14 protein-coding genes are annotated in these 16,432 nt (G+C 70.5%); 3 read left to right on the top strand and 11 right to left on the bottom strand.

Features of this window, described 5'->3' with window-relative positions:
• The first annotated feature begins 184 nt into the window (after positions 1–184).
• Entirely contained in the window at positions 185–481 is a 297-nt protein-coding gene (locus IE295_RS19380) for a ferredoxin (protein WP_190064959.1), read from the top strand.
• 4 nt (positions 482–485) lie between these two features.
• Here the strand turns inward: IE295_RS19380 and IE295_RS19375 are convergent, their stop codons facing one another.
• The 3 genes from IE295_RS19375 to IE295_RS19365 form a co-directional block, all read right to left on the bottom strand.
• A complete protein-coding gene (locus IE295_RS19375) occupies positions 486–1,058 on the bottom strand; it encodes a hypothetical protein (RefSeq protein ID WP_190064958.1) in 573 nt (190 codons plus the stop codon).
• A gap of 172 nt (positions 1,059–1,230) precedes the next feature.
• Positions 1,231–2,118, bottom strand: a complete 888-nt coding sequence (locus tag IE295_RS19370; RefSeq protein WP_190064957.1) for a tRNA (adenine-N1)-methyltransferase — start codon at positions 2,116–2,118, stop codon at positions 1,231–1,233.
• A 53-nt stretch (positions 2,119–2,171) separates the two neighbouring features.
• The gene (locus IE295_RS19365) at positions 2,172–3,446 is read right to left on the bottom strand and encodes a site-2 protease family protein (protein WP_190064956.1); all 1,275 of its coding nucleotides are present in this window, start codon (positions 3,444–3,446) and stop codon (positions 2,172–2,174) included.
• Between the two features lie 81 nt (positions 3,447–3,527).
• Between IE295_RS19365 and IE295_RS19360 the strand changes: the two genes are divergently transcribed.
• Positions 3,528–4,457 carry a RecB family exonuclease gene (locus IE295_RS19360; RefSeq protein ID WP_224323186.1) on the top strand — a complete coding sequence of 310 codons (930 nt, stop codon included), beginning with the start codon at positions 3,528–3,530 and terminating at the stop codon, positions 4,455–4,457.
• A gap of 15 nt (positions 4,458–4,472) precedes the next feature.
• Complete coding sequence (locus tag IE295_RS19355; protein WP_190064954.1) at positions 4,473–5,144, top strand: response regulator; 672 nt, start codon at positions 4,473–4,475, stop codon at positions 5,142–5,144.
• Between the two features lie 137 nt (positions 5,145–5,281).
• On the opposite strand, the gene IE295_RS19350 is transcribed toward IE295_RS19355, so the two are convergent.
• From IE295_RS19350 to IE295_RS19315, 8 genes are all read right to left on the bottom strand, one after another.
• Positions 5,282–6,880 (bottom strand): ABC transporter substrate-binding protein, encoded by a 1,599-nt coding sequence (locus IE295_RS19350; protein ID WP_190064953.1) that lies wholly within the window; start codon positions 6,878–6,880, stop codon positions 5,282–5,284.
• Positions 6,881–6,980: 100 nt separating this feature from the next.
• The gene (locus IE295_RS19345; RefSeq protein WP_190064952.1) at positions 6,981–8,576 is read right to left on the bottom strand and encodes an ABC transporter substrate-binding protein; all 1,596 of its coding nucleotides are present in this window, start codon (positions 8,574–8,576) and stop codon (positions 6,981–6,983) included.
• 459 nt (positions 8,577–9,035) lie between these two features.
• A complete protein-coding gene (locus tag IE295_RS19340; RefSeq protein WP_190064951.1) occupies positions 9,036–9,728 on the bottom strand; it encodes an HAD family hydrolase in 693 nt (230 codons plus the stop codon).
• 141 nt (positions 9,729–9,869) lie between these two features.
• Complete coding sequence (locus tag IE295_RS19335; protein ID WP_190064950.1) at positions 9,870–10,910, bottom strand: PAC2 family protein; 1,041 nt, start codon at positions 10,908–10,910, stop codon at positions 9,870–9,872.
• A gap of 143 nt (positions 10,911–11,053) precedes the next feature.
• Positions 11,054–12,094, bottom strand: a complete 1,041-nt coding sequence (locus tag IE295_RS19330) for a glycoside hydrolase family 18 protein (protein ID WP_224323187.1) — start codon at positions 12,092–12,094, stop codon at positions 11,054–11,056.
• Positions 12,095–12,217: 123 nt separating this feature from the next.
• Positions 12,218–13,825 (bottom strand): glycerol-3-phosphate dehydrogenase/oxidase, encoded by a 1,608-nt coding sequence (locus IE295_RS19325; protein ID WP_190064948.1) that lies wholly within the window; start codon positions 13,823–13,825, stop codon positions 12,218–12,220.
• Positions 13,826–13,827: 2 nt separating this feature from the next.
• Positions 13,828–15,363: a glycerol kinase GlpK gene (gene glpK / locus IE295_RS19320; RefSeq protein ID WP_190064947.1), complete on the bottom strand. Its 1,536-nt coding sequence runs from the start codon at positions 15,361–15,363 to the stop codon at positions 13,828–13,830.
• Between the two features lie 44 nt (positions 15,364–15,407).
• Positions 15,408–16,190: an MIP/aquaporin family protein gene (locus IE295_RS19315; RefSeq protein ID WP_190064946.1), complete on the bottom strand. Its 783-nt coding sequence runs from the start codon at positions 16,188–16,190 to the stop codon at positions 15,408–15,410.
• Positions 16,191–16,432: the final 242 nt, after the last annotated feature.

Raw genomic sequence — 16,432 nt, 5'->3', positions numbered from 1 at the left:
GGTTGAAACCCCTAGATCACAAACCCGGTAGGAGTGTGTCCGATCTTCACCCTTGCGCACGTCCTCACGTGAGGGGAATACCCACCCATCAACATCGGAAAGCGGGCGGTTGTATCGTCGACTCGGTCAACACCCGTCAGGGCTGGCTCCAATTGGTTCACGTACGCAGGAAACGGCAGGCGAGATGACCGTGCAGGAAGAGGGACTCGGTGAGCTGGAAGTCTGGATCGACCAGGACCTGTGCACCGGCGACGGCATCTGCGCGCAGTACGCCCCCGAGGTCTTCGAGCTGGACATCGACGGGCTGGCCTATGTGAAGAGCGCCGATGACGAGCTGCTCCAGGACAAGGGTGCCACCACGCGCGTCCCGCTGCCGCTGATCAACGACGTGCGGGACTCCGCGGTGGAGTGCCCGGGGGACTGCATCCACGTCCGGCGCGTCTCCGACAAGGTCGAGGTCTTCGGTCCGGACGCCGCGTAACGGCTCACGCACGCGCGGCGACCGGCAGCGGGGTCAGCACGAACTTCCCCTCCCGCCAGTGCCACTTGACCGTCCGCCTCAGGTCGGGGCAGCAGCGCGGGACGCTCGCGGCGGAGTAGCCGGCAAGAGTGGCCGAAACGGTGCGCTCGGTGATGCCGAGGCCGGTGACGCTCATCTTCTGCCCGGGGTCGACCAGCGTCGCCACGATCCGGGGCGGTGCCCCCGGGGCGGCCGGCGGGGCGAGGACGTAGACGCCGCTGGGCGGGGTGCCCGCGCCGGACGGGCAGCGCACGACGGCGGTGGTCTCGGCCCGGCCGTCGCCGTCGAGATCACCCGTGGCCTCGCGGACGACCTCCGCGCTCGCCCGGCCGCAGTCCACCGGATAGCGCGCGGCCCGGGCGTCGGGTGCCGCCGCGGCGGTTTCCGGGCCGGTGGCGGGTGCGGTGGCGGTCGCGTCGCCGGGGCCGAGGAGGGCCACGCCGGTGATCACGCCGCCCAGGGCGGCGGCGGTGGCCAGCCAGTGGGCCGGGCGGGGACGGGTGTGCGGGTGGGACTCGGGTCCTGCCGGGGACTGCACGCGCACCGACTCCTGTGAGAGCTGGGGACGAGGATCTTCCGCATCGTGCCATACGACGCCCGGCCGTCCTACGCCGGGCATGGGCCCGGGTTTCACTCAACGACGAAGCGCCGCCGCCGAGTTCGCGGGGATCGCGTGACTCGGCGACGGCGCTCGGTGGTGCGGGCGGGCGTCAGCCCTTGTTGGGGCCCTCGTAGTCCTCGCCGTAGGCACCCTTGGCCGGACGGCGGCGGCGCATCGGGGGCTCGACGCCGTCCGCCAGGCGGCGGGCGGTGACCAGGAAGCCGGTGTGGCCGATCATCCGGTGGTCCGGGCGGACCGCGAGGCCCTCCACGTGCCAGTTGCGGATCATCGACTCCCACGGCTGCGGCTCGGCGAAGCAGCCGATCTCACGGATGGACTCCACGGTCCGCGCGAGCTGGGTGGTGGTGGCCACGTAGCAGCACAGGATGCCGCCGGGCACGAGCGCCTTGGAGACGGCCTCCAGGCACTCCCACGGGGCGAGCATGTCGAGGATGACCCGGTCGACGTCGGTGTCGGAGAGGTTGTCCTGCAGGTCGCCGACGGTCAGCTGCCAGGCGGGGTGCGGGCCGCCGAAGTAGCGCTCCACGTTGGCCTGCGCGATCTCGGCGAAGTCCGCGCGGCGCTCGTAGGAGTGCAGCATGCCCTGGTCGCCGATGGCCCGCAGCAGGAAGGCGCTGAGCGAGCCCGAGCCCACTCCCGCCTCGACGACGCGGGCGCCGGCGAAGATGTCGGCGAAGGCCAGGATCTGCCCCGCGTCCTTGGGGTAGACCACGGCGGCACCGCGGGGCATGGACAGGACGTAGTCGGGGAGCAGGGGGCGCAGCGCGAGGTAGGCGACGTTTCCCGTGGTACGGACAACACTGCCCTCGGGAGCACCGATCAGCTCGTCGTGCGGGAAGGAACCCTTGTGGGTGTGGAAGTTCTTCCCGGCCTCGAGCGTGAACGTGTAGTGGCGTCCCTTGGGGTCGGTGAGCTGGACCTGGTCCCCGACCTGGAAGGGCCCGCGACGGCGGGCGGCACCGGTCGGTTCGGACATGTGACCAGCCTACCGGGCCCGCGGAGGCCTCAGCACCACGAGGCCCGGCGGGCTCAGGACGAGGGCCTGGCCATGGCCGCGACGAAGGCGCGCTCGACGTCGGCGGCGGACAGCACGCCGTAGACCTCGCCGGAGTCCTCGACGACCAGGTACTCGGTGGCGGGGGTGGCCCGGAGCACGTCGAGGAGGTCCTCGCCGGAGAGCTCGGCGGCGACGCGCATGCCCTCCCTCAGGTCCTGGGCGAGGGTGCCGACCGCGACCCAGGGGCGGCGGTGCTCGGGCACGCCGACGATGGCGGCCTCGCGGACCAGCGCGGTGGGGTTGCCCTGTCCGTCGACCACGACCAGGGCGCGGGCCCCGGCCTCGTTGGCGCGGCGCAGGGCCTCCGACAGTGGGGTGTCCGCCTCGACGGGGACGGCGCGCCGGGTCAGGGCGCGGGCCCGCAGGGCGGGCAGGTGCTCGCGCAGCCGCGCCATGCGCAGGCTGTTCCCGGCGCCGGTCCAGATGATCGCGGCGAGGATGGCGGCGAGCAGGGCGTCGGTGAGGGTGTCGAGGCCGCCCAGGTCCTCGGTGGCGTCGCGGTGGGTGAGCAGCGGGAGGCCGACGAGGACGGAGACGGCGAGGGCTCGGCCGACCCAGGCGGCGGCCACGGTGCCGGTCATGGGCCGGCCGCTGATCTTCCAGACGATGGCGCGGAGCATGCGGCCGCCGTCCAGGGGCAGGCCGGGCAGCAGGTTGAAGGCCGCCACGAGGAGATTGGAGACCATCAGCCCGGCGAGCAGCACGGCGGGCACGGTCCCGGGCTCGACGGCGAGCACGCCGAGGTAGAAGAGCCCGGCGAGGACGAGCGAGAGCAGCGGGCCGACGAAGGCGAGCACGAATTCGCGGCCGGGGGTCTCGGTCTCCTTCTCGATCTCGGAGACGCCGCCGAAGAACTGCAGCTGGATGCGGCGCACCGGCAGCTTGAAGCGCAGGGCGGCGACCGTGTGGGCGAGCTCGTGGACCAGGACGGAGGCGTAGAAGGCGACCGCGAAGAAGAGGGCGACCAGATAGCGGGCGCGCCCCAGCTCGGGCAGCACGCGGTCGAGCTGGCCGCCGAAGACCCAGGTGATGAGGGCGGCGACGAGGAACCAGCTGGGGGCGACGTAGACGGGCACCCCGAAGGGCCGGCCCATGAGGATGCCGCCGCCGCTCTCGCGCGGGGGCTGCGGCTTGCGGTCCCCGGGCCCGGCCGGTCGGCCGGCGCCTCCGACGCCGGATTGGCCCTGCCCGCTGTTGTCCACGGTGTCCCCTCGTCCGATCCGGTCATTCGCACCCACGTGGTGCATTCTTACGATCATGCAGTGCGAAGGGGTCTACCGTCGATGGTATGCGGCCGACTGTCAGTGACCGGCCGTAGGGTTTGTGTCATGGATACCGCTCCCGAGCCCTCCGCCGCCCCGGCGCCCGCCGCCGCGCGCCCGGCCTCGCTGTCGCCGTCGCGCGCGGCCGACTTCATGCAGTGTCCGCTGCTCTACCGCTTCCGGGTGATCGACAAGCTCCCGGAGAAGCCGAGCGCGGCGGCCACCCGGGGCACGGTGGTGCACGCGGTGCTCGAGCGGCTCTTCGACGCCCCGGCGGCCGAGCGGACCGCGCCGCGGGCCAGGGACCTGGTCCCGGGCGAGTGGGAGAGGCTGCTGGGATCCCGGCCGGAGCTGGCGGAGCTGTTCCTTCGGGAGGACGGCAGCCAGGACGCCGACCGGCTCGCGACGTGGCTGGCGGACGCGGAGCGGCTGGTCGAGCGGTGGTTCACGCTCGAGGACCCCACGCGGCTGGAGCCCGCCGAACGGGAGCTGTTCGTGGAGACGGTGCTGGACTCGGGGCTGAAGCTGCGCGGCATCGTCGACCGGGTGGACGTGACCCCCTCGGGCGACGTGCGCATCGTGGACTACAAGACCGGCAAGGCCCCCGCCCCGCGGTACCGGGACACCCCGCTGTTCCAGATGATGTTCTACGCCCTGGTGATGTGGCGGCTCAGGGGCCGGATCCCGCGCCGCCTGCAGCTGGTCTACCTGGGCAGCGGCGACGTGCTGACGTACGACCCGGTGGAGGCGGAGCTGCTGGCGGTGGAGCGCAAGCTGCGCGCGCTGTGGGAGGCGATCTCGCTGGCCACCGACACCGGCGACTGGCGGCCGCGGCCGACGAAGCTGTGCGGCTGGTGCGACCACCAGGCGCTCTGCCCGGAATTCGGCGGCACTCCCCCGCCGTATCCGCTGCCCGTCCCGGTGCCGCGTTCGGCGCCGGACGACGGTCCGGCTGCCCCGGCCGACGGGGCGCAGGGCAGAATGGACGCGGTCTAGCGAAGGAGTTCTCCTGTGGCGATCCGCGTCCTGTTGGTCGACGACCAGCCTCTGCTGCGCACCGGCTTCCGCATGATCCTGGAGGCCGAGCAGGACCTCGCGGTCGTCGGGGAGGCCGGAGACGGTCTGCAGGCTCTCGACCAGGTCCGCGCCCTGCAGCCCGATGTGGTGCTGATGGACATCCGGATGCCCCGCATGGACGGCGTCGAGGCGACCCGTCAGATCACCGGCCCGGAGCGCGACGGTCCGGCGAAGGTGCTGGTGCTCACCACCTTCGACCTCGACGAGTACGTGGTCGAGGCGCTGCGGGCGGGGGCCAGCGGCTTCCTGCTCAAGGACGCGCCCGCCCATGAGCTGGTGCAGGCGATCCGGGTGGTGGCGGGCGGCGAGGCGATGCTGGCGCCGAGCATCACGCGGCGGCTGCTGGACAAGTACGCCGGGCATCTGCCGTCGGGCGAGGAGCCGCTGCCGGACACGCTGCACACGCTGACCGACCGTGAGGTCGAGGTGCTCAAGCTGGTGGCCCGTGGCCTGTCGAACGCCGAGATCGCGGCGGACCTCTTCGTCAGCGAGACGACGGTCAAGACGCATGTGGGGCACGTGCTGACCAAGCTGGGCCTGCGGGACCGGGTGCAGGCGGCGGTCTACGCCTACGAGAGCGGACTGGTGCGTCCCGGGGCGCAGTGACCCGGCCGTACGCCCCCTGAAGGCGCGAGCCCTGACGGCCCGAACCCTGACGGCGTGAAGCCTCAAGGCCCGGAACGTGACGACGCCCCGGCACACGATGACCGTGTGCCGGGGCGTCGTCGCGTCGACGGGGAGTGCTACTCCTTGGCGCCCTTGCTGATCTCCCAGAATCGGAAGACGGTCGAGGCGTCGAGGGTCCACTGCAGACCGGAGATCCGCTCGTTGGCCACCGCGTACTGCTTGCCCTGCCACAGCGGCAGCACCGGCACGTCCTGGGCGACGGCGTTCTGCACCTTGGTGAAGTCGGCGACGGTCGCGGCACGGCTGCCCTGGGCGGCGGTCGTCGGCAGGATGCCGGCTATCTCCTTGGACTGGTAGTTGTTCGCCAGCACGTTGTCCTCGCCGAAGAACGGCGCGGTGAAGTTGTCGGGGTCCGGGTAGTCGGGGACCCAGCCCTTGACGTAGACGCCGTACTTGCCGGCGGCGATGTCCTTCTCGTACTGGTCGAACGGCACGCTCTGCACGTCGGCCTCGAAGAGGCCGCTGGCGTTGAGCTGCTTGGCGATCTCCTTGAACTCGGCCACGGTCGCCGGGCCGTAACGCACCGGGGTGGCCCACAGGGTGAGCTTGACCTTGCCGGAGATGCCCGCCGACTTGATGGCCGCGGCGGCCTTGTCGGGCTGCGGGCGGTCGCCGTAGACGTCGAAGAACGGCGTCCGGTGGCCGGTGATGCCGCTGGGGACCACGGAGTACAGCGGCTCGGCGGTGCGCTTGTAGACGTCGCGCACGAGCGTGGAGCGGTCGATGGTGTAGGCGATGGCCTTGCGGACGCCTACCTTGCCGACCACCGAGTCCTTGGTGTTGAAGACCAGGTGCTGGACCTCCGCACTGGTGCCCTCGATCACCTTGAGGCTGCCCTTGTCGCCGGCGCCGGCGGCCTCGATGTCGGCGATGTCCTTGATGGCCAGGCCTCGGTAGGCCAGGTCCACGTCGCCCTTCTGCACGGCGGCCTTGAGCTCGTCCTGCTTGCCGTCGAAGAACTTGAGGGTCATGCCGCTGTTCTGCAGCGTGGCCGGGCCCTTGTAGGAGCCGTTGGGCTTGAAGACGGCCTTGGTCTTCTTGTCGAAGGAGTCCAGCTTGTAGACCCCGGAGCCCACGGCCTTGCCGTCGGTGCGGAGCTTGTCCTTCGGGTACTCCGTGTGGTCCACGATCGAGCCGGCACCGGAGGCGATCTTCTGCGGGAAGGTCGCGTCCGAGCGCTTGAGCTCGAAGACGACGGTCGCGTCGTCCGGCGTCTTGATGTTCTTGATCGTCGACAGCATGGTCGACGCCGGACCGTTCTTGTCGTTGATCTTCAGCGTGCGGCGGAAGGAGTAGGCGACGTCCTCGGAGGTGAGGTCGTGGCCGTTGCTGAACTTCAGCCCCTCCACCAGCGTGCACTCGTAGACCGTGCTGGTGTCGTCCTTGAACTTGCAGCTCTTGGCGGCGTCCGGCTGCGGAGTGGTGCTTCCCTTGGGGAAGCTCATCAGCGACTGGAAGACGTTGTTGAAGAGCAGCCAGGAACCCGGGTCGTAACCGGATGCCGGGTCGGTGGAGAGCACCTCGTCCGACATGCCCATGACCACCGACTGCCCGGTGCCGGCCCCGCTGCCGTCTTCCGATCCGCACCCGCTCAGCAGGGCGGCGGCAAGCCCCGCGCCGAGCGGGGCGGCGAGCCACTGGTCACGTTTCCTCACGTGCACTTTCCTCACAGTTCTTGATCGCAGAAGAGACCATCGGGTGAAACCGGTGAAACTGGACTTGCGTTGGTGGTTCGGTCGGGGTGGCGCCGGGCCGTCAGGCGCCGCGGGTGAGCTCCCACGGCTGCAGCTCGGAGGCGGAGTTCAGCGCCCACTCCGCACCGGTGATCTTCTCCCGCACCGCGACGTACTGCTTGCCCTGCCACAGCGGCAGCACCGGCACGTCCTCGGCGAGGATGTCCGCGGCCTGCTGGAAGTACTTGGCGGCCGCGTCACGCTGCGCGGCCTCGCGGGACTGCGGGATCAGCTCGTTGGAGATCTTGGAGTTGCGGTAGGGCGAGGAGAGGAAGTTGTCCTTGCCGACGAACGGGGCGATGAAGTTGTCCGGGTCCGGGAAGTCGGGGAACCAGCCCATGCCGTAGACGGCGTACTTGCCCTTGGCCGCCTCGGGGCGGAAGTCCGCCCACTTCACGCCCTGCACCTTGGCGTCGAAGAGACCGCTGCCGTTGAGCTGCTTCTGCAGCGACTTGAAGACCTTCTCCGTCGTCTCACCGTAGTGGTCGGTGGTGTACGTGAGGGTCAGCGGCACCGGAGTGGTGATGTTCGCGGCCTTCAGCAGGGCGCGGGCCTTCTCGACGCTGGGCTCGCCGTACTTGTTGGAGAAGGAGTTCTGGTGGCCGGCGATCCCGCTGGGCACCAGGGAGTACAGCGGCTCGCTCGTGCGCTTGTAGTCGTCGCGGGCCAGCGCCTGGCGGTCGACCAGCTGGGCCATGGCCTGGCGCACGGCCTTGGGCTTCACCGCCGGGTCCTCGGTGTTGAAGGCGAGGTAGCTGATCTCCTGGCCGGGCGACTCCAGCAGGCGGACGCCCTGGTCCGTGGCGGTGCGCAGCCGGCCGATCTGCTCGGGGAGCAGGGCGCGGTTCATGATGTCGATGTCGCCGCTCTTGAGCGCCTTCTCCATCGACGCGGCGTCGTCGTAGAAGCGCATCTCGACCTTGTCGTTCTGCACCTTCACGGAGCCCTTGTAGCTCCCGTTCTTACTGAACGTCGCCTTGACCACCCGGCCGTCCTTGGCCTCGGTCTTCAGGGTGTACGGGCCGGAGCCGACGGTCCTGAAGCCGGTGTCCAGCTTGTCCTTCCGGTACGACTCGCTGTCGACGATGGCGGCGGCCGGGGTGGCGATCTTCTGCGGGAAGGTGGCGTCGGGCGACTTGAGGTGGAAGACCACCTCGAGCTCGCTCGGGGTCTCCACCTTGTCGATGTTGCTGAGCAGGGAGACCGGGCCGTTCTCGAAGTTGATGACCCGGGCGCGGTCGATGGAGAACTTGACGTCCTCGGCGGTGAGCGCGTGCCCGTTGGAGAACTTCAGGCCGCTGCGCAGCGTGCAGCGGAGCTGCTCGTTCTTGCGGTCGCCGAACGCGCACTTCTCGGCGGCGTCACCGACCGGGTCGGTGCCGGAGCGGGGCAGGCGCAGCAGCGTCTGGAAAGTGCTGTGGAGGACGTTCCAGGCGCCGATGTCGTACGCGGCGGCAGGGTCGAACGGCGCCGGGGCGTCGGTGGTCTCCTCGAACCGGTCGGTCGTGCCGATGACGATGGCCTTGTTCCCACCGGATCCCTCGCCCCCGCCACAGGCGACGAGAGCGGGGGCCAGCAGGCCTGCCACGATCGGCAGGACCAACGTCTTGCGGTTCATTGTCTGGGGTTCTCCCTGTGGTGCGTTCGACTGCCCGGACCCTACCGATAGTCGATGTGCTGGTCATACGGGCAGTCGTGAAGTTCTCGCGAAAAGATTAGTGCGCGCGGCCGCCGCCCCCGGAACAGGTCGAACTCGACGCAAAATCACGCCGCGATAACGGCAGGTGAATGTCCGATATCCGGACGCCGGAACGATTCCGGCACGAGATGATCAAACGGGACACAAGGGCGCGCTTCAACCCCCGGGAACGCCCTCTCGGGCCGATGCAAGCCGACGCGCGGACTTCGGATCCGGTGACGAACGTCACGTGCGCGATTCCCCGGCCGACCGTGTGAATTCAGCCGCCGCATTCGTCACGGAAAACAATCGATCAAACGCTAAGAGTTCTTGGTCATTCCGGCGCCGCACGCTCAGTGCATGCGCCGGTGCATTCCCGTGAGCACCTTCCGCGGGAGCTCAGACCTTGATCAGGCCCCGCAGAAAAGACAAGTCGACTTCTTCCAGCGAGCCCACGACCGTACGGCCCACGGCCGGCGGGATCGGCGCCACCGAGGGCACCGCCACCACCCGGCAGCCGGCCGCCTCGGCCGCCGTCACGCCCGTGAGGGTGTCCTCCACCACCGCACAGCGCGCGGGGTCCACGCCCAGCCGGGCGGCGGCCAGCAGATACGGGTCGGGGTGCGGCTTGGTCCGGGCGATCTCGTCGCCCGCGACGGTGAGCGTGAAGTGCTGCGGGCCCAGGCTGTGCAGCACCCGGTCGATGATCTCCCGGTGCGAGGCCGAGACCAGCGCCGTCGGCACCGAGTGCGCGGCCAGCTCGGCCAGCAGCCGCCGTGCGCCCGGCATCAGCGGCACCCCGCGGACGATCATCTCGGAGAAGCGGCTGTTGAGCAGGGCGGACAGCTCGGCCAGCGCGATCCGCGCGCCGGTGGCCTTGATCAGGAAGGAGGCGCTGCGCGCCATCGGGCCGCCGACGACGACCTCGCGCCACTCCTCCAGCAGCTGGTGCCCCAGCTCGGCGAAGACCGCGACTTCGACCTCCCACCAGAAACCCTCGGTGTCGACCAGCGTGCCGTCCATGTCGAGCAGGACGGCCTGCAGGGCCGATGCTTCCGGACGGTTATCGACAGCGGGAATGCTGCTGGTCATCCGCACACCTCCTGGGGGACGAGAAGGCCGGTCCCCCAGCCCCGTACGGGGCGGTGAACCGGCCTTCACCGGGCAGACAAGTGTACGGCGGACCGTTACGGTGCGTCGCGTCAAAAAACCGCGAAAGCCGGGACGGGAGGGTCAGTCCTCGTCCTTCGGGCCGTCCTGGCCCCGCTCGGGGCCCTCGGACGCGCCCTCGTCCTCGTCCTTCGCGGAGGGCCTGGGCGGCCGCGTACGGCCGCTCGTGGTGTCCCTGAGGTACGAGGCGTCCCGGCCGCCCTCGGCCAGGCCCGGCTCCGCCGCCAGCCCCCCGCCCTGGCCGGGCTGGCCCGGCTGTCCGTCGCGGCGGCGCAGGTAGCGCTCGAACTCCCGGGCGATGGCCTCGCCGGAGGCCTCCGGCAGGTCCGCGGTGTCCCGCGCCTCCTCCAGCGACTGGACGTACTCGGCGACTTCGCTGTCCTCGGCGGCCAGCTGGTCCACGCCCAGCTGCCAGGCCCGCGCGTCCTCGGGGAGCTCGCCCTGCGGGACGCGCAGGTCGATCAGGTCCTCGAGGCGGTTGAGCAGGGCCAGGGTGGCCTTCGGGTTCGGCGGCTGGGAGACGTAGTGCGGGACGGCCGCCCACAGGCTCACCGCCGGGACGCCGGCGTGGGTGCACGCCTCCTGGAGGACGCCGACGATGCCGGTGGGGCCCTCGTAGCGGGACTCCTCCAGGTCCAGGGTCCGCGCCAGGTCCGGGTCGGAGGTCACGCCGCTGACCGGAACGGGCCGGGTGTGCGGGGTGTCCCCGAGCAGCGAGCCCAGGATCACCACCATCTCCACGCCCAGCTCGTGGGCGAAGCCCAGGATCTCGTTGCAGAACGAGCGCCAGCGCATGCTCGGTTCGATGCCGCGCACGAGGACGAGGTCGCGCGGCGCGCCCTTGTCGCCGCCGGTGCGCACCACGGAGAGCCGGGTGGTCGGCCAGGTGATCTTGCGGACACCGCCGTCCAGCCAGACCGTCGGCCGGTTGACCTGGAAGTCGTAGTAGTCCTCCGCGTCGAGCGCGGCGAAGACCTCGCCCTTCCATTCCCGGTCCAGATGCGCGACCGCGCTGGAGGCGGCGTCACCGGCGTCGTTCCAGCCCTCGAAGGCACAGATCATCACCGGGTCGATCAGCTCGGGAACCCCCTCAAGCTCGATCACCCAGCGCCTCCTTCCGACCGGCCTGCCCCTCGGATGTCCAGGGTGTCGCCGGTTGCCGTTCCGTGCAGTTGCGGTTGTCTTGTGTGTGCCCCAAGCCTACGACTTCGACGACCCCCCTTCGCAGCCCCCGAGGGGGAGGCCTTTCAGCCACGCACGCCCCATTCGCCGCGGTAGGCACGCCAGTCCGCCTCGGTCGCCGCGAAGTCCACGTACAGGGCCATCCCGAACCGCTGCCGGCCGTGGTCCTCGCGGCTCAGGCCCAGCCGGGCGCCGCGCACGGCGGCCGCCGCGGTCTCGGCCCGGCTCTGATGGCCCCAGTTGTCGGTGTGGTAGAAGGGCAGGCCCATCAGCAGGTCCGTCGTCGCCGGGGCCGCCTGGAGGGCGAGTGCCGTCTGCCGCGCCACGTAGCCGCCGTAGAGGTTCTCCCACGGGAGCGCGGTGTCGTACGACATGACGGCGATCTGGTCCACCCGGCGGGCGACCTTGCCGAAGTAGCTCTGGGTCCACCACTTCTTGCTGCCCATCACGCGGGCCGCGCTGTGCATCGAGGGCAGCGGGTCGATCTGCTGGGCGGCCACCGACAGCACCCCGCCGGCGGACCGCACGGCCGGGCGGAGGGCGTCGAGCAGGGCGAGGAAGTCCGCGTCGCCGCTGGGCACCGGCTCGACGTCCACGTGCACGCCCGCGAAGCCCGCCCGCATCACCTGGCGCGCGGAGGTCACCACGGCGGCGCGGGCGGCCGGCGAGCCCAGCCACAGCCCCGCGCCGTCCGGCCCGGTCACCAGCTTGTTGCCCAGCCACGCCTGCACCCGCACGCCCGGCAGCTCGCGGTGCACGGCCGCGATGAGCCAGGCGGCGTTGCGGTACGCCGAGGCGGGCAGCGTGCCGTCGTGCTCGAGCGGGCCGGCGTGCACGTACAGGTCGCGGATGCCCGTGTCCCCGATCCGCCGCTTCAGGCGGGCCAGGTCGGCCTCGCCGCGGCGGCCGTCGATCCAGGCGTGCCCCAGCCAGATGGCGTCCCTGCCGCGCGTGACCGCGTCGTGGGCGGGCGAGCCCGCGTACGAGGCGCGCAGCGCGCTGCCCGCCGTTACCACGGGTATCAGCACCAGCAGGGCGAGGCCGAGCGCGATGCGCACCGCGACGCGCCTGAACAGCGTCCTGCGCCGCATTTTTGGCCGGTTCATGTCGTCCCCCTCTTCCCTTCGAGGGACGTGTTCGAGCCCGCGTCGGTTGCGTTCGGTTCGCATGCGGAAGGGGAGGGACGCCCGGGGCGTCCCTCCCCTTCCGCTCGTCCGGCCGGAAGAGCGTCAGCTCTTGTCGTTCAGCATGTCCTTGACCCGGGTGCGGACGTCCTCGTTGTCCAGGCCGCGGATCGTCAGGGTCGTGCGGCGGCGCAGCACGTCGTCGACCGTGGCGGCCCACTCGTGGTCACGGGCGTAGACGACCTGGGCCCAGATCTCCGGGCCGTCCTCGTGGATCCGCTCGCCGAGCTCGGGGTTCTCGTTGACCAGGCGCGCGATGTCGAAGGACAGCGAGCCGTAGTGGGTAGCGAGGTGACGGGCCGTCAGCGGGTCCATGCGGCTGCCGGGCTCGCGGTCCACCAGCAGGCGGTGGGCCACCGCGTTGGGGTTGGCGACGCCGGGCAGCGGGGTGCGGCGGACCAGGCTGGAGACGGGCTCCATGTCCTCGGTCAGCGGGCTGCCGGGCACCTTGGCGAGCTTGCTCATGACCGTACGGCCGATGTGGCGGTAGGTGGTCCACTTGCCGCCGGCGACCGACAGCATGCCGCCCTTGCCCTCGGAGACGACCGTCTCGCGCTTGGCCTGGGCCACGTCGCCGGGGCCGCCGGGCAGCACCCGCAGGCCGGCGAAGGCGTACGTCATCAGGTCGCGGTCGAGGTCCGCGTCCTGGATGGAGAACGCCGCCTCGTCGAGGATCTGCTGGATGTCCTCCTCGGTGGCGCGCACGTCCGCCGGGTCACCCTCGTACTGGGTGTCGGTGGTGCCCAGCAGCAGCTGGTCCTCCCACGGCAGGGCGAAGGTGATGCGGTACTTGTCGATCGGGGTGGCCATGGCGGCCTTCCACGGCGACTTGCGCTTCATCACGATGTGCGCGCCCTTGGAGAGGCGGATCGACGGCGCGGCGCCCTTGTCTTCCAGCTTCCGCAGGTGGTCCACCCACGGGCCGGTGGCGTTGAGGACGACGCGCGCGTCGATGCCGAACTCGGTGCCGTCCATGCGGTCCTTGAGCTCCGCGCCGGTCACCTTGCCGTGCGTGAAGCGCAGGCCGGTCACCTCGGCGTGGTTGAGGACCACGGCACCGGACTCGACGGCCGCGCGGACCGTCATGACGGCCACGCGGGAGTCGTTCATCTGGTGGTCGTAGTAGACCGCCACGGCCTTGAGGTTGTCCGTGCGCAGACCGGGGTTGTCGGCCTTGGCCTTGGCCGGGGAGATCACCTTGCCGACGCCGTCGCCGAAGGCGGACAGCGCCGAGTAGGCGAAGACACCGGCGCCGAGCTTGGCCGCGCCCACCGGGCCGCCCTTGTAGACGGGCAGGTAGAAGGTGAGCGGGTTGACCAGGTGCGGGGCCACGTCCTTGGCCAGCACCCGGCGCTCGTGGTGGTTCTCCGCCACCAGCTTGACCGCGCCGGTCTGCAGGTAGCGCAGACCGCCGTGGACGAGCTTGGAGGAGGCGGAGGAGGTGGCGCCGGCGAAGTCGCCGGCGTCCACCATCGCGACCCGCAGACCGGACTGCGCGGCGTGCCAGGCCACCGAGGTGCCCAGGATGCCGCCACCGATCACCAGGAGGTCGTACGTCGCGTTGGACAGCCGGTCCCGGGTCTCGGCGCGGCCCGGGTTGGCGCCGGCAGCCGGGTGCGTTCCCAGGGTCGGAACGCTCTGCGGGGTTGTCATGATTACTCCTCGTCCTCGATCCAGCCCATGGTCCGCTCGACGGCCTTGAGCCAGCTCTTGTACTCGCGGTCACGCGTGTCCGCGTCCATGCGGGGGGTCCACTCGGCGGCCCGGCGCCAGTTGGCGCGCAGGGCGTCGGTGTCCGGCCAGAAGCCGACGGCCAGGCCGGCGGCGTAGGCGGCGCCGAGGCAGGTGGTCTCGGCGACCATCGGGCGCACCACAGGGGCGTCCAGGAAGTCCGAGAGCGTCTGCATCAGCAAGTTGTTGGAGGTCATGCCGCCGTCGACCTTGAGCGCGGTCAGCTCGACGCCGGAGTCCTTGGTCATGGCGTCGGTGATCTCGCGGGTCTGCCAGGCGGTGGCCTCGAGCACGGCGCGGGCGATGTGCGCCTTGGTGACGTAGCGGGTCAGGCCCGCGATCACGCCGCGCGCGTCGGAGCGCCAGTAGGGGGCGAACAGGCCGGAGAAGGCCGGCACGAAGTAGGCGCCGCCGTTGTCCTCGACGGAGCTGGCCAGCGTCTCGATCTCGGCCGCGCTCTTGATGAGGCCCATCTGGTCGCGCATCCACTGCACGAGGGAGCCGGTGACGGCGATGGAGCCCTCGAGGGCGTAGACCGGCTTCTGGTCGCCGATGCGGTAGCCGACGGTGGTCAGCAGGCCGTTGTAGGAGTTGACGGGCTCGTCGCCGGTGTTCATCAGCATGAACGTGCCGGTGCCGTAGGTCGACTTGGCCTCGCCCTCGGAGAAGCAGGTCTGGCCGAAGAGGGCCGCCTGCTGGTCGCCGAGCGCGGAGGCGACGGGCACGCCGGCGAGGGCGCCGCCCTTGGCGGTGCCGTAGACCTCGGCGGAGGAGCGGATCTCCGGCAGCACGGCGGCCGGGACCTCCATGGACTCCAGGATGCGCTCGTCCCAGTCGAGGCTGCGGAGGTTCATCAGCATCGTGCGGGAGGCGTTGGTGACGTCGGTGACGTGCACGCCGCCGTCGGTGCCACCGGTGAGGTTCCAGATGACCCAGGAGTCCATGGTGCCGAAGAGGATGTCGCCGGCCTCGGCGCGCTCGCGCAGGCCCTCGACGTTGTCCAGCAGCCAGCGGACCTTCGGGCCGGAGAAGTAGGAGGCCAGCGGCAGGCCCGTCTCGCGGCGGAAGCGGTCCTGGCCGACGTTGCGGCCGAGCTCCTTGCACAGGGCGTCGGTGCGGGTGTCCTGCCAGACGATGGCGTTGTAGACCGGCTGACCGGTGTTCTTGTCCCACATCAGCGTGGTCTCACGCTGGTTGGTGATGCCGATGGCCTTGACGTCGGCGGCGGTGATGCCGGCCTTCTCGACGGCGCCGGCGACGACCTCCTGGACGTTGGTCCAGATCTCCATGGCGTCGTGCTCGACCCAGCCCGGCTTCGGGAAGATCTGCTCGTGCTCCTTCTGGTCGACGGAGACGATGCGTCCGTCGCGGTCGAAGACGATGCAGCGGGAGGAGGTGGTGCCCTGGTCGATCGCGGCGATGAACGGGCCCTGGGCGTGGGTGCCGGTGGTCTCGGTCATGTGGAGTGTGCTCCTGAAATCTGAAGGGTCTCGGCGGGTGCTGGTCAGAACGCGATCTTGTGGATGCCTGCGGCGAGCGCGGCGCCGACGAGCGGGCCGACCACCGGGATCCAGGCGTAGCCCCAGTCTGAACCGCCCTTGTTGGGCAGCGGCAGAAGCGCGTGCACGATGCGCGGGCCGAGGTCACGGGCGGGGTTGATGGCGTAACCGGTCGGGCCGCCGAGCGAGAGGCCGATGCCCACGACGACCAGGGCGACCATCAGGGTGCCCGTGCCGCTGGTGGCCAGGCCCTTGGTCAGACCCATGGTGAGGATGAAGAGCACCAGCGCGGCGGTGGCGATGATCTCGGTGACGAGGTTCTGCACCACGTTGCGGATCTCGGGGCCGGTCGAGAAGACGCCCAGCACCGGGCCGGCCTCGGGCGTCACGGTCTGGTCGACCATGCCCTCGGCGGGGTTGAGGCTCGCGACGAGCTCCGGGTCCGTCATGTGGGCCTTGAACTGACCGTAGTAGGCGAGCCACACCAGCGACGCACCGATCATCGCGCCCAGCATCTGGGAGCCGACGTAGAGCGGAACGTCGCTCCACTCGACGGCGCCGTCGATGGCCAGGCCGAGGGTGACGGCGGGGTTGAGGTGCGCACCGGACTTGGTGCCGATGTACGCACCGGCCAGTACGGCGAACCCCCAGCCGAACGTGATGGCGAGCCAGCCCGCGTTCTGCGCCTTGGAGCGCTTCAGGGTGACGGCGGCGCACACGCCGCCGCCGAGCAGGATCAACACTGCGGTACCGATGAGCTCACCGGTGAAGATGTCGGAGCTGGACACCCGCGACTCCTTTGTCCTTCGTCCAGGGGAAGGCGAACCCCGGGTCCCTCCGGTGGTCCGCGCCCTCCGTGAGGGCGGTGATCGGTCCCGTGGCACTGCACACCATAGCGAATATTGTCGTTAGGTGTTCGACAATGCCGACCGATGCACGGCAGTTTTCTGCACGGTTAAGGGCGCGTCAAGGGTTCTGTGACCGGAAACTCTCGGCCAACTGGCCGTAAATCTACGTTTGGATACCGGCC

This window comes from Streptomyces griseocarneus (genome assembly GCF_014655595.1).
In the GTDB taxonomy this organism is placed as follows: Bacteria; Actinomycetota; Actinomycetes; order Streptomycetales; family Streptomycetaceae; genus Streptomyces; species Streptomyces griseocarneus.
The sequence above is the reverse complement of the archived record's forward strand: the minus strand, read 5'-3'. Positions and strand labels throughout refer to the sequence as shown.

Bases quoted from the DNA above. Each gene is read 5' to 3' on its own strand.
- IE295_RS19370 (WP_190064957.1), bottom strand. From the start codon at position 2,118: ATGTCCGAACCGACCGGTGCCGCCCGCCGTCGCGGGCCCTTCCAGGTC.
- IE295_RS19360 (WP_224323186.1), top strand. From the start codon at position 3,528: ATGGATACCGCTCCCGAGCCCTCCGCCGCCCCGGCGCCCGCCGCCGCG.
- IE295_RS19345 (WP_190064952.1), bottom strand. From the start codon at position 8,576: ATGAACCGCAAGACGTTGGTCCTGCCGATCGTGGCAGGCCTGCTGGCC.
- IE295_RS19325 (WP_190064948.1), bottom strand. From the start codon at position 13,825: ATGACAACCCCGCAGAGCGTTCCGACCCTGGGAACGCACCCGGCTGCC.
- IE295_RS19365 (WP_190064956.1), bottom strand. From the start codon at position 3,446: ATGCACCACGTGGGTGCGAATGACCGGATCGGACGAGGGGACACCGTG.
- IE295_RS19380 (WP_190064959.1), top strand. From the start codon at position 185: ATGACCGTGCAGGAAGAGGGACTCGGTGAGCTGGAAGTCTGGATCGAC.
- IE295_RS19340 (WP_190064951.1), bottom strand. From the start codon at position 9,728: ATGACCAGCAGCATTCCCGCTGTCGATAACCGTCCGGAAGCATCGGCC.
- glpK (WP_190064947.1), bottom strand. From the start codon at position 15,363: ATGACCGAGACCACCGGCACCCACGCCCAGGGCCCGTTCATCGCCGCG.
- IE295_RS19330 (WP_224323187.1), bottom strand. From the start codon at position 12,094: ATGAACCGGCCAAAAATGCGGCGCAGGACGCTGTTCAGGCGCGTCGCG.